The 12,852-nt window shown below is 70.6% G+C and carries 11 protein-coding genes; 5 read left to right on the top strand and 6 right to left on the bottom strand.

The genetic code is table 11. The features are described from left to right. Positions 1-18 precede the first annotated feature (18 nt). The gene (gene aceE, locus SB816_RS20355) at positions 19-2,676 is read left to right on the top strand and encodes a pyruvate dehydrogenase (acetyl-transferring), homodimeric type (protein ID WP_410547434.1); all 2,658 of its coding nucleotides are present in this window, start codon (positions 19-21) and stop codon (positions 2,674-2,676) included. Between the two features lie 8 nt (positions 2,677-2,684). Here the strand turns inward: aceE and SB816_RS20350 are convergent, their stop codons facing one another. Further along, entirely contained in the window at positions 2,685-3,308 is a 624-nt protein-coding gene (locus SB816_RS20350; RefSeq protein ID WP_049074834.1) for a LysE family translocator, read from the bottom strand. A 261-nt stretch (positions 3,309-3,569) separates the two neighbouring features. Here SB816_RS20350 and gorA point away from each other — a divergent pair, with 261 nt between their 5' ends. Continuing rightward, positions 3,570-4,928, top strand: coding sequence for a glutathione-disulfide reductase (gorA, locus tag SB816_RS20345; RefSeq protein ID WP_116792059.1), 1,359 nt, complete (start codon positions 3,570-3,572; stop codon positions 4,926-4,928). Positions 4,929-4,991: 63 nt separating this feature from the next. Here the strand turns inward: gorA and SB816_RS20340 are convergent, their stop codons facing one another. Then, on the bottom strand, positions 4,992-5,822 hold the full coding sequence (locus SB816_RS20340) for a DUF72 domain-containing protein (protein ID WP_410547433.1): 831 nt from the start codon (positions 5,820-5,822) through the stop codon (positions 4,992-4,994). Positions 5,823-6,128: 306 nt separating this feature from the next. Between SB816_RS20340 and SB816_RS20335 the strand changes: the two genes are divergently transcribed. Continuing rightward, positions 6,129-6,761: a LysE family translocator gene (locus tag SB816_RS20335; RefSeq protein ID WP_054503790.1), complete on the top strand. Its 633-nt coding sequence runs from the start codon at positions 6,129-6,131 to the stop codon at positions 6,759-6,761. A 105-nt stretch (positions 6,762-6,866) separates the two neighbouring features. Here the strand turns inward: SB816_RS20335 and SB816_RS20330 are convergent, their stop codons facing one another. Beyond that, positions 6,867-8,408 (bottom strand): PLP-dependent aminotransferase family protein, encoded by a 1,542-nt coding sequence (locus tag SB816_RS20330; protein ID WP_196767542.1) that lies wholly within the window; start codon positions 8,406-8,408, stop codon positions 6,867-6,869. A gap of 122 nt (positions 8,409-8,530) precedes the next feature. Here SB816_RS20330 and SB816_RS20325 point away from each other — a divergent pair, with 122 nt between their 5' ends. Beyond that, the gene (locus tag SB816_RS20325; RefSeq protein ID WP_049074824.1) at positions 8,531-9,265 is read left to right on the top strand and encodes a GNAT family N-acetyltransferase; all 735 of its coding nucleotides are present in this window, start codon (positions 8,531-8,533) and stop codon (positions 9,263-9,265) included. Next, a complete protein-coding gene (locus SB816_RS20320) occupies positions 9,256-10,143 on the top strand; it encodes a DMT family transporter (RefSeq protein ID WP_054503788.1) in 888 nt (295 codons plus the stop codon). Before SB816_RS20325 ends, SB816_RS20320 begins: the two co-directional genes overlap by 10 nt. 113 nt (positions 10,144-10,256) lie before the next feature. Here SB816_RS20320 and SB816_RS20315 read toward each other — a convergent pair whose 3' ends face one another. The 3 genes from SB816_RS20315 to SB816_RS20305 form a co-directional block, all read right to left on the bottom strand. Continuing rightward, a complete protein-coding gene (locus SB816_RS20315; protein WP_064526372.1) occupies positions 10,257-11,144 on the bottom strand; it encodes a DMT family transporter in 888 nt (295 codons plus the stop codon). 62 nt (positions 11,145-11,206) lie between these two features. Then, entirely contained in the window at positions 11,207-11,542 is a 336-nt protein-coding gene (locus tag SB816_RS20310) for a thioredoxin family protein (protein WP_049074821.1), read from the bottom strand. Between the two features lie 17 nt (positions 11,543-11,559). Beyond that, a complete protein-coding gene (locus tag SB816_RS20305) occupies positions 11,560-12,831 on the bottom strand; it encodes a Zn-dependent hydrolase (protein WP_175142972.1) in 1,272 nt (423 codons plus the stop codon). Positions 12,832-12,852 lie beyond the last annotated feature (21 nt).

Below are 12,852 nucleotides of genomic sequence, written 5' to 3'. Positions count from 1 at the left end.
ACCACAAGGAGGATGCCCATGGAACCCGAGATCGACTGCGTCGACATCGACCCCGAAGAAACCAGCGAGTGGCTGGACGCGATGCAGGCGGTGCTGGCGCACGAAGGCCTGCCGCGCACGCACTACCTGCTGGACCGCCTGATCGAGCAGGACCGCGCCCGCAGCGGCGGCTATGCCGCGGCCGGCGTCACGCCCTACGTCAACACCATCGGCCTGCCGGCCCAGGCGCCGTTCCCCGGCGACACCCGCATCGAGGCGCGGCTGGATGCCTACCTGCGCTGGAACGCCATGGCCATGGTGCTGCGCGCCGGCAAGCATTCGGGCGTGGGCGGGCACATCGCCACCTACGCCTCGGCCACCACGCTGTACGAAACCGGCTACCGCCATTTCTTCCGCGCCGCCACGCCGGACTACCTGGGCGACATGCTCTACATCCAGGGCCATTCGGCGCCCGGCATCTACGCCCGCGCCTATCTGGAAGGGCGCCTGTCCGAGGCCGAGCTGGACCGCTTCCGCCGCGAGATCGGCGGCGGGCTGGCGTCGTATCCGCACCCGCGCACCATGCCCGGCTTCTGGCAGTTCCCGACCGTGTCGATGGGCCTGGGCCCGCTGATGGCGGCCTACCAGGCGCGCTACATGCGCTACCTGGAAGACCGCGGCCTGATCGCGGCGCAGGACCGGCGCGTGTGGGGCTTCCTGGGCGACGGCGAGCAGGACCAGCCCGAGACGCTGGCGGCCGTCGCCATGGCCGGCCGCGAAAAGCTCGACAACCTGATCTTCGTGGTCAACTGCAACCTGCAGCGCCTGGACGGCCCGGTGCGCGGCAACGCCAAGATCATCCAGGAGCTGGAAAGCGTCTATCGCGGCGCCGGCTGGAACGTCATCAAGGTGATCTGGGGCGGCGGCTGGGACGCGCTGCTGGCGCAGGACCACGACGGCCGCCTGCGGCGCCGCATGATGGAATGCGTGGACGGCGAATACCAGGTCTTCAAGGCGCGCGGCGGCGCCTATGTGCGCGAACACTTCTTCGGCGCCGACCCGGTGCTGCTGGAACGCGTGGCGCACCTGAGCGACGAGGAGATCGGCGCGCTCAATCGCGGCGGCCACGATCCGGTCAAGATGCACGCCGCCTACGCCGCGGCGCTGGCGCATCGCGGCCAGCCCACGGTGATCCTGGCCAAGACGGTCAAGGGCTACGGCATGGGCGCGGCCGGCGAGGCCGCCAACACCAACCACCAGCAGAAGAAGATGGCCGACCCGGCGGTGCGCGCTTACCGCGACCGCTTCGATCTGCCGGTGCCGGACGAGCGCCTGGAGGAGATCCCGTACATCAAGCCGGAACCCGGCAGCCCCGAACAGGCCTACCTGGAAGCCGCCGTCCGCCGCGCCGGCGGCCACCTGCCGCTGCGTCCGGCCGGCCCCGGCCCGCAGGCCACGCCGGGCCTGGAAGCCTTTGCCACGCACCTGAAGGGCAGCGACGGCCGCGAATTCTCCACCACCATGGCGTTCGTGCGCATCCTGGCGCAACTGCTCAAGGACCCGCAGATCGGCGCGCGCGTGGTGCCCATCGTGCCGGATGAATCGCGCACCTTCGGCATGGACGGCATGTTCCGCCAGGTCGGCATCTATTCGCACGTGGGCCAACTGTACACGCCGCAGGACGCCGACCAGCTCAGCGTCTACCGCGAGGACCGGCGCGGCCAGATCCTGCAGGAAGGCATCAACGAGTCGGGCGCCATGGCCTCGTGGATCGCCGCCGCCACCGCCTACAGCACCCACGGCGTGGCGACGATTCCGTTCTACATTTTCTATTCGATGTTCGGCTTCCAGCGCGTTGGCGACCTGGCCTGGGCGGCCGGCGACATCCGCGCGCGCGGGTTCCTGCTGGGCGCGACCTCGGGCCGCACCACACTGGAAGGCGAGGGCCTGCAGCACGACGACGGCCACAGCCACGTGCTGGCCTCGGTGATCCCGTCGTGCATCGCCTACGACCCGGCCTATGCCTACGAGATCGCCGTGATCGTGCAGGACGGCATGCGCCGCATGTACCAGGAGGAAGAGGACGTCTTCTACTACCTGACGCTGATCAACGAGAAGACCGCCCATCCGCCGATGCCGGAAGGCGCCGAGGCCGGCATCCTCAAGGGTATGTACCGCCTGCGCGAGGGCGCGCCGGGCGAGGTCCGCGCGCAACTGCTGGGCAGCGGCGCCATCCTGGGCGAGACCCTGGCCGCCGCCGACCTGCTGCAACAGGACTTCGGCGTGGCGGCCGACGTCTGGAGCGTCACCAGCTATTCCGAGCTGCGCCGCGATGGCCAGGAGACCGAGCGCTGGAATCGCCTGCATCCGCTGGACGCGGCGCGCCAGGGCTTCGTCCAGACGAGCCTGGCCGATACGCGGGGGCCGGTGATCGCGGCCACCGACTACATGAAGACGGTGGCCGAGCAGATCCGGCCTTTCGTGGGGCGCCGTTATGTGACGCTGGGCACCGACGGCTTCGGCCGCTCGGACACGCGCCAGGCGCTGCGGGCGTTCTTCGAGGTGGACCGGCACCATATCGTGTTGGCCACGCTCAAGGCGCTGGCGGACGAGGGCGCATTGCCGGCCGAGCGGGCGGCCGAGGCGATCCGGCGCTACGGGCTGGATCCCGAAGCGGCGTCGGCGGCCTTGCCTTGAAGCAGGTGTCAGGCGCGACGCGCCAGCAATGCCCAGACCCCGGCGGCCGACAACAGCGCGCCGCCGCCCAGGTTGAAGCCGCGCTGCGCGCGCGGCGATGCCAGCAGACGGCGCGCCGAGCCGGCGAACAGCGCGTAGGCGGTGGCGTTGATGCCGGCGCAGGTCACGAAGGTGGCCGACAGCATCCATAGCTGGCGCGTGACGTCGCCGGCCGGGTCGATGAACTGCGGCAGGAAGGCCACGAAGAAGATGATGCCCTTGGGGTTCAGCGCCGTCACCAGGTAGGTGTTGGCGAACAGCTTCCAGCGCGATCCGGCCGCGCCGGCCTGCGGCAGCGTGGCGGGCGAAACGCCGGCGCGCAGCAGCTTGAAGCCCAGGTACAGCAGGTAAAGGCCGCCCACGGTCTTGACCACGGTGAACCAGAAGGCCGACGCCGACAGCAGCGCGCCCAGGCCCAGCAGCGACAGCGCCAGGGCGGTGGAGTCGCCCAGCGCCACCGCCAGCACCAACGGCAGGCGGGCGCGCTTGCCATGGGTCAGGGAATAGCTGATGACGGTCAGGATGGTGGGGCCGGGCAGCATCAGCAGCAGGGCGGATGCGCCAAGGAAGGCCAGCCAGGTTTCAAGCGACATCGGGACGACTCCAGGCAGAGGGAGGGGCGGCGACCGCGCCCCGGACGATTACTGTAGCCCAAGGTGGCGCGCGCCAGGGAGGATTGCGGCGGCCGAGCGGGCGCGTCTGCGCAACGCGGGCCCGCTTCCGGCGCTGCCCCACCGGCCGGCGACCGCCGGTTGACCGTGGGGGCAAGCCGGCGGTCGCCGGCGCACTGGTGCAAAATAGCGCTTCTCCCGACAGTGAACGCGTCCCGGCAGCGGGACGGCGAAGGAAACACCATGGCATTCGATTTCGACCTGTTTGTGATCGGCGCGGGCTCCGGCGGCGTGCGCGCGGCCCGCTTCGCGGCCGGCTTCGGCGCGCGCGTGGCGGTGGCCGAAAGCCGCTACCTGGGCGGCACCTGCGTCAACGTGGGCTGCGTGCCCAAGAAGCTGCTGGTCTACGGCGCGCACTACAGCGAAGACTTCGAGCAGGCCCACGGCTTCGGCTGGAGCGTGGACGAACCCCGCTTCGACTGGCCCACGCTGATCGCCAACAAGAACCGCGAGATCGAGCGTCTTAACGGCATTTACCGCAACTTGCTGGTCAATAGCGGCGTGACGCTGCTGGAAGCCCACGCCCGCATCAAGGATCCGCACACGGTGGAGGTGGACGGCAAGTCCTACACCGCCGCGCATATCCTGGTGGCCACCGGCGGCTGGCCGCAGGTGCCGGACATCCCCGGCAAGGAACACGCCATCACCTCGAACGAGGCCTTCTTCCTGAAGGCGCTGCCGCGCCGCGTGCTGGTGGTGGGCGGCGGCTACATCGCGGTCGAATTCGCCTCCATCTTCAACGGCATGGGCGCGCAGACCACCCAGGTCTACCGCGGCCCGCTGTTCCTGCGCGGTTTCGACCAGGCGGTGCGCGAGCACCTGCGCGATGAACTGGTCAAGAAGGGCATCGACCTGAAGTTCGACGCCGACGTGGCGCGCATCGACAAGCGCGCCGACGGCACCCTGGCCGCCACCCTCAAGGATGGCAGCGTGGTCGAGACCGATTGCGTGTTCTACGCCACCGGCCGCCGGCCGATGCTGGACAACCTGGGCCTGGAGAACACCGGCGTCAAGCTTGACGGCAAGGGTTTTGTCGCGGTGGACGACGAATACCGCACCAGCGAACCGTCGATCCTGGCCATTGGCGACGTCATCGGCCGCGTGCCGCTGACGCCGGTGGCGCTGGCCGAGGGCATGGCGGTGGCGCGCCGCCTGTTCCGTCCCGAGGAATACCGCAAGGTCGACTACAAGCTGATCCCGACCGCCGTGTTCAGCCTGCCCAACATCGGCACCGTCGGCATGACGACCGAAGAGGCGCGCGCCGCCGGCCACAACATCAAACTGTTCGAAAGCCGCTTCCGCCCCATGAAGCTGACGCTGACCGAATCGCAGGAAAAGACCCTGATGAAGCTGATCGTCGACGCCGACACCGACAAAGTGCTGGGCGTGCACATGGTCGGCCCCGAGGCCGGCGAGATCGTGCAGGGCATCGCCATCGCGCTCAAGGCCGGCGCCACCAAGCGCGTGTTCGACGACACCATCGGCATCCATCCGACCGCCGCCGAAGAGTTCGTGACGCTGCGCACGCCGGTCGCCGATTGAGGCGGTTGCCGGCCTTCTCCCGGGGGCCGGCCTTGCCGCCAGGAGGCCGGCGCGGCGCGTCGGCTACAGCCGCTCGATCATGGCGCGCGCCGCCGCCGGCGCGCGCTCCTTGGCGCCATTGATGAAGAACGCGAACACGTCGCGCGCATGCGCCACGCCGGGCGGCTGGCGCGGGTCCACCCGCGGCAGGTCGGCCGGATCGCCGCCGCTTGCCCAGGTGCGCAGGCGGTCCGCCCACGCGTCCAACGCCTTGGGCGCGTAGCCGGCCTTGAAGGCGGTGCTGGCGCGCATCAGCCGGGCGTAGACGAAATCGGCGGTGCGGTCGGCCAGCGAGGGATAGTCCTCGCTGTCGGTGTAGACCGTGGCCACGCCGTGGCGCCGCGCCAGGTCCAGGTAGGCCTGGCAGGCGAAACTGGCGTGACGCACGTCGATCACGTGGCGCAGCGGCAGGCCGTCGACCTGGTCGGGCAGCAGCGCCAGGAAGGCGCCGAAATCCTCGGCGTCGAACGCCTTGGTGGGCGCGAACTGCCACACGATCGGCCCCAGCTTGGGACCGAGCTCGGCGATGCCGCCGTGCACGAAGCGATGGACAGACTCGCCGGCGCCGGCAAGTTCGCGGCGGTTGGTGGCGTAGCGCGAGGCCTTGAGCGAGAACACGAAATCATCGGGCGTCTCGTCGCGCCATTTGGCGAAGGTGGCCGGCTTCTGGCTGCTGTAATAGGTGCCGTTGATCTCGATGGCGGTGAGCTGCCGGCTGGCGTATTCAAGCTCGCGCGCGTGCGGCAGGCCTTCCGGGTAAAAGGGGCCGCGCCACGGCGCGTAGGTCCAGCCGCCGATGCCGACGCGGATGGCGCCGGCGCGGGCGGCGGACGAAGACGATGATCGTGGCGGCATGGGCGGATCCTCCCTGGATCGTGTCGACATTCAACGGCGCCGCCCGCGCGTCCTGCGGGCGGGGCGATCCGACCACTGTATCCCGGTCCAGCCGCCGCTCCCATCCGGCCACATTTAAAAGTGGCGTGGTTGTTGTATCCCGGCGGCGTGGTCGTTGAACGCGGTCGTCGCCGCCGGCGCGCCCAGGCCTGCGGCGGGCGCGCAACACGCGCGCCGCGGGCGCAAAAAACCCCGCTGTTCCGATACAGATTTCAGATAATGTGATGCATCATCCTGCCACTACCGACCGGCCCGCGCCGGCGCATCATGCCTGACATCGCCAATCTCCTGACGTTCGCCCTGGTCGCCCTGGGCATGGTGCTCACGCCCGGGCCCAACATGATCTACCTGGTGTCGCGCTCGATTTCGCAGGGCCCCAAGGCCGGCCTGATTTCGCTGTCCGGGGTGGCGGTGGGTTTCATCTTCTACGTGCTGTGCGCGGCCTTCGGCCTGACCGTGCTGCTGATGTCGGTGCCCTATGCCTACGACGCGCTGCGCTTCGGCGGCGCGCTCTACCTGCTGTACCTGGCCTGGCAGGCGGTGCGCCCGGGCGGGCGCTCGCCGTTCCAGGTGCGCGAGCTGCCGGCGAGCAGCCCGCGCACGCTGTTCACGATGGGGCTGGTGACCAACCTGCTCAATCCCAAGATCGCCGTGCTGTACGTGTCGCTGCTGCCGCAATTCATCCAGCCCGACCATGGCAGCGTGTTCACCCAGTCGATCGCGCTGGGGCTGACGCAGGTGGCCATCAGCCTGTCGGTCAACGCGGTCATCGCCATCATGGCCGGGTCCATTGCCGGTTTCCTGGCCGGCCGGCCGCTGTGGATGGTGATCCAGCGCTGGCTGATGGGCACGGTGCTGGCCGGCCTGGCCGTGCGCATGGCGCTCGATTCGCGGCGCTGATGCGGGGCGCCGCGGCGCCACGCCTGGCCGCGCCCGGTCGACGGACCGGGGCAGGATGCGCGCCGCCGGCCGGAAGGCGAATCCTGCAACGCCGCCGGCCGCGATTCAGGTCCGCAACGTCGCGGCCAGCTTGCCCAGTTGCCGGACCAGCGCCGGGAAGCGGTCGGCGCTGGTGTTGCCGTAGCCGATCACCAGGCCGTTGTCCTGCGGCCGCGGGTTGATGGCGAAGGTCGATAGCGCGTTGGGGTTCATGCCCAGCCGGCGCGCCTGTTCGACGATGGCGCGGTCGGGCACGTCCGGCGGCAGCCGCACCGTCAGATGCAGGCCGCTGTGGCCGCCCAGCACCTCGTGATCGATGCCCAGGTGCCGCGCCAGCGCGTCGCGCAGGGCGGCCTGGCGGTCGCGGTACAGCCGCCGCATGCGGCCCAGGTGGCGCGAGAATTGGCCATTGTCGATGAAGGCGGCCATGGTCAGTTGTTCCAGCCGGTGCCCGCCGCGCAGCATTTCCGTGATCGACGGCATCGCGGGCCCGGCGATGGACTGCGGCAGCACCAGGAAGCCCAGCCGCAGCGCGGGGAACATGGTCTTGCTGAAGGTCCCCACGTACAGCACCGGCGCGTCCGGCAGCAGGCCCTGCATGGCGGCGATCGGCTCGCCCTGGTGGCGGAATTCGCTGTCGTAGTCGTCCTCGATGATCCAGGCGCCGGCGCGGCGCGCCCGCTCCAGTAGGTCGAGGCGGCGCGCCAGCGACAGCACGGCGCCGGTGGGGTATTGGTGCGTCGGCGTGGTCTGGATCAGGCGCGGCGGCCGGGTGCGCCAGTCTTCGTCGGTGATGGCGACGCCGTCGGCGTCGACCCGCATCGCCACCACATTCAGGTCGCCCGCGTGGAAGGCCGACTTGGCGCCCCGGTAGCCGGGTTCCTCCAGCCAGGCGGTGTCGCCGGGATTGGTCAGCAGTTGCACGCACAGCGCCAGCGCGCCCTGCGCGCCTTCCGTGATGACGATGCGCGAGGCGTCGCAGTGAACCCCGCGCGACACCCGCAGATATTGGGCGATGGCTTCGCGCAGCGCCGGTTCCCCCACCGGGGGGCCGTAGCCCAGCGTGGCGGCGGGAGCGGCCTGCAGCGCCCGGTCCTGGGCCCGGCGCCAGGCATTGATGGGAAACTGGGTCAGCGCCGGCGTGCCGGGCGTGAGCGGCAGCGAGCCGTCATTGGGCGCGCGCGTCGAGACGATGCGCGACAGCCGCGCGGCGGTGCGCAAGGCCGGCGCGTCGGCGGCGCCGGACTGTCCGGCCGCTTGCGCGGCGGCTTGTCGCACGGCCTGCCGGGCGGCGCTGGCGGCGGCGGTCGACAACGGCGCCACGCGGGTGCCCTGGCGGTCGGCGATGACGTAGCCTTCGGCGGTCAACTGTTCGTAGGCGATCAGCACCGTGTTGCGCGAGATGTCCAGCTCGTCGGCCAGCACGCGCGAGGCCGGCAGCTTGCCGCCAGCGGGCAACTGGCCCGCCAGGATGGCCTGCTTGAGCCGCTGGATCAACTGGCGCTGACGCGGCGGGGCGCCCGGCCCACGCGCCAGGGGACTGGAGAGCAGGGCGGCTCGGTCGGTCATGGCTCTATTAAATTCAGGAATCGTGGTGCTTTTTATCATGCCACGGTTTGGCTATCGTGGGAGCATGCCAGGGCCTGTCACGACGAAAAACCCTGGCGCGCGTCGGCCCTGGCGGCGGCGCTTTCCCCAACCCGCTTCCAACCAGGATGAGGCCTCGCAGCATGCAACCCCGCGTCAACGCATTCGAACAACCCATCGGCGCCGACCTGTCCGGCTGGACACCGCGTCCGCGACCGCCGCTGGCCCCCGCGCAGGGCCGCTACTGCCGCCTCGAACCGCTATCGGCCGAGCGCCACGCGGCGGACCTGTACGCCGCCTTCAGCCAGGCGCCCGACGGCCGCGACTGGACCTACATGAGCGTCGGCCCCTTTGCCGACGCCGCCGCCTACCGCCAGTTCGCCGAGCAGGCGCAGGCCCATGCCGCCAGCGACCCGATGCATCATGCCGTCATCGACCTGGCCAGCGGCCGCGCGATCGGCTCGCTGTCGCTGATGCGCATTGACCCGGCCAGCGGCGTGATCGAAGTCGGCTTCGTGGCATTTTCGCCGTTGCTCAAGCGCACCCGCATCGCCACCGAGGCGCAGTTCCTGTTGATGCGCCGCGCCTTCGACGAGCTGGGCTACCGCCGCTACGAATGGAAATGCGACAGCCTGAACGCGCCGTCGCGCGCCGCCGCCGCGCGGCTGGGTTTCCAGTTTGAAGGCATCTTCCGCCAGGCCACGGTCTACAAGGGCCGCAGCCGCGACACCGCCTGGTTCTCGATCATCGACAGTGAATGGCCGGCGTTGCGCGCCGCCTACGAAAGCTGGCTCGATCCCGCCAACTTCGACGCCGAAGGCCGTCAGCGCCAGGGCCTGGCGGACCTGATCGCCCGGGAAAAGGCCGCGTGCGCCTGATCCCGGTTGCGCTGGCGCTGTTCTGGGGCCTGAACTGGCCGGCGGTCAAGATCGTGCTGTCGATCTGCCCGCCGTTCACCCTGCGGCTGCTGGGACTGGGCAGCGGCGCCGCGCTGCTGCTGATCCTGGCGCGCGCCAAGGGATTGGCGCTGTTGCCGCCGCGCGCCTCGTGGCGGGGCATCGTCATCGGCGGCATCCTGGCCGTGGCGGTGTTCAACCTGGCGGTGGCCTGGGCCCAGCTCAGCACCAGCACCTCGCGCGCCGCGGTGCTGACCTTCACCATGCCGATGATGTCGGCGCTGCTGGCCTGGGCCGTGCTGGGCGAACGGCTGGACCGCCGCCGCGGCCTGGCGCTGCTGCTGGGCGGGCTGGGCGTGGCGGTGCTGGCCTGGCCGGTGCTGCGCGCCATCTTCGCCGATCACGACCTGGCCGCCGCGCGCGGCCTGGCGTTTCCGCTCACCGCCGCCTTCGGGTGGGCCGCCGGCACGGTCTACCTGAAGCGCTGGCCGGTGACGGGGCACCGCATCGTGGTGACGGCATGGCAACTGGCGGTGGGCGCGGCCTGCGCGCTGGCCGGCATGCTGCTGGCGGGCGAGACCTTTCCAACGCAGGGCTGGAGCCCCCGGGTGGCAGCGGCGCTGACGTTCCACATCGTGCTGGGCACGGCGGTGGCGTATTGGTTGTGGTTCGTGCTGAGCGAACGGGTCAGCGCCACGGTGGCGGCCCTGACCACGCTGATGGTGCCGGTGGTCGGCGTGCTGGGCGCGATGGCGCTGGTGGGCGATCGCCCCGCCGTGGCCGACTGGTGGGGCTTCGCGCTGGTGCTGGCGGGCGCGGCGCTGATCGTCTTGAACCTGGGCGGCCCGCGCCGGGCCTGAAGGGCCGGCGCCCCGAACGCGCGCCGGTCATGGCAATGGCCGGCGCGCCAGGCGCCGGGTCAGCCCGCGACCCGGCCCACGCCTGTCACTCCACTACGGCCACCCAGCGCCGTTCAGGGGCGCCGGCCGCGCCGCAGCTTCTCGCGCAGCAGGCCGGCGCCGCTCACCAGCGAGATGCCGGCCAGCACCATCAGCGCGCCGATGACGAAGGCGCCGTCCAGCGGTTCGTCCAGGATCAGCACGCCGAACGACACCCCGAACAGCGGCGTCATGAACGACAGGATCGACAGGCGCGAGGCCAGGTAGCGCCGCAGCAGCCAGAACCAGGCCAGGTAGCTCGACAACGCCACCACTACCGACTGGAACGCCACGCTCAGCACGGCCGAGGGCGTGTAGCGGATGCCGGCGTTGCCGGTGGCCGCGGCATAGACCAGCAGCACCAGCGCGGCGATCGCCATTTGGTAGAACAGCGTCTTGGACGGCGCCGCTTCCGACAGCGCGGTGCGGCGGATCGCCACCGTGGTGGCGCCCCACAGCAGCCCGCCCAGCAGCCCGAGGCTGTCGCCCAGCAGCATGTTGCTGGCAGCCGCGGCCTGCGGCTGTCCGTTGCCCAGGAAGGCCACGGCGATGCCGCCGAAGGCCACCGCCACGCCCAGCCATTGCAGCGGCGCCATGCGTTCTTCCGGCACGCGCCAGTGCAGGCCCAGCGCGGTGAAGATCGGCGCGGTGTACAGGAACACCGACATGTGCGAGGCCGTGGTGTAGACCAGCCCCTGCGCGATCGCCAGGAACTCGAAGCCGAACAGCAGGCCCACCAGCACGCCCGCGCCCAGCGTGCCATCGCGCAGCGCGCGCGAGCCTTCGGCGCGCCACACCACCGCGCCCAGCACCAGCGCCGCGAAGGTCGAGCGCAGGCCGACCTGCATGATGGGCGAGATGTCGGCGGCCACCAGCTTGATGGCGATCTGTTGGAAGCCCCAGCAGACGCACAGCAGCAGCATCACGCCGGTGGCCAGCGAGTCCAGCGGACGGCGGGTAGGGGCCGCGAGGGCGGCGACGGCGCTCACGGCAGTTCGGCCGGATAGCTGTCCAGCGCCAGTCCGATCTGCTGGCGCAGATCCCATTCGGCCAGGCTGGCCTGCACCGGGCCGAAGAAGGCGCCGTCGCGCGTGACGAACATGGCCGGCAGGTGGAAGACCTCGTAGCGCTCCACCAGGCCGCCGTTCTCGCCCGCATCGACCCAGCACACGCGTTCCACCGGCAGGTCCAGCTTGGGCAACTGTTCGCGCGCGATGCGGCAGGTGCCGCAGGTGCGGCTGTGGAACACCAGCAGCGTCAGACCGGGGGTGTCCAGCAGGTAGCGGTCGGCGGTGCTGTCGTTCAGTTCTATCTGTTCCATGGCGGCATCAGGGTGGGTTATCGGGACAGCCGGCGATCCAGCTCCAGCACGGTCTGATACAGCACGCGGGTGCCGTCCAGCAGTTGCGCCGGCTCGATCCATTCCTCGGGGCAGTGGCTGCGTCCGTTCAGGCAGGGGATGAAGATCATGCCGATGGGGCCGGTGGGCGCCATGTAGACGGCGTCGTGGCCGGCGCCGCTGGGCAGGCGCATGCTGGCGTAGCCGAGCTGGTCGGCGGCGACCTGCACCGCGTCCATCACCAGCGGGGTGCAGTCGGTGGGCTGGGCCCGGCTCAACTGCACGAAGCCGGCGGTCAGGCGGAGGGCCTTCAGGTCGGCGGCCACGCCGGCCATCAGGGTTTCGGGGAAGGCGTCCAGCACCGCGTTGCTGTCGCTGCGCATTTCCAGCGTCAGCTCGACGCGGCCCGGCACGGCGTTGGCGGCGTTGGGCGTCATGGCGAGCTTGCCGACGGTGGCGACCACGTAGTGCGGATGGCCGCTGGCGGCGCTGGCCTGGCGGCTGGCGGCGTCGATGATGCGGGCCGCGCCGACCAGCGCGTCGCGGCGGATGTCCATGGGCGTGGTGCCGGCGTGGTCGGGCTGGCCTTCGACCGTGATCAGCACGCGGCGGATGCCGACGATGTTGCTGACCACGCCGATGGGCAACTGGCGGCTTTCCAGCACGGGACCTTGTTCGATGTGCAGTTCGACGAAGGCGGCGGTGCCGTCCGGGCCGCGCAGGGGCGCGGTCAGCGCGCTGGGGTCGCCGCCGATGCGGGCGATGCCCTGCGCCAGCGTCTCGCCGTCGGCGTTGCGGGCAGCCAGCATGTCGGCGCTGAGTTGGCCACTCAGGGCGCGGCTGCCGACGCAGGAGATGCCGTAGTCGCTGGGTTCTTCCGACAGGAAGTCGATGACCTCGAACGGGTGTTCCAGTTCGATGCCGTGTTCCCGCATCGTGTGGGCGACCTCGATGCCGGCCAGCACGCCGATGATGCCGTCGAAGCGGCCGCCGCTCATCACGGTGTCGCAGTGCGAGCCGGTGGCGATGGGCTTGCGGTGCGCGTTGCGGCCGGCGCGCGTGCCGATGAGGTTGCCGCCGGCGTCCAGGCGGGTGGCCAGGCCGGCGGCCTCGAACTCGCCGCGCAGCCACTCGCGCGCTTGCAGGAACAGCGGCGAAAAGGCGCGGCGGGTCCAGGGTTGGTCGGGCAGGGTGTAGCGCGACAGGGTCTCGACGCGCGACCACAGGCGCTCGGCATTCAATGGGGGGAAAACGGGTAAGGCGGTGGGCATGGAGATTCCAGGATTTGCATC

This window comes from Achromobacter sp. SIMBA_011 (assembly GCF_046535435.1).
In the GTDB taxonomy this organism is placed as follows: Bacteria; Pseudomonadota; Gammaproteobacteria; order Burkholderiales; family Burkholderiaceae_B; genus Achromobacter; species Achromobacter dolens.
This window is presented reverse-complemented; position numbering and strand designations above follow the sequence as displayed.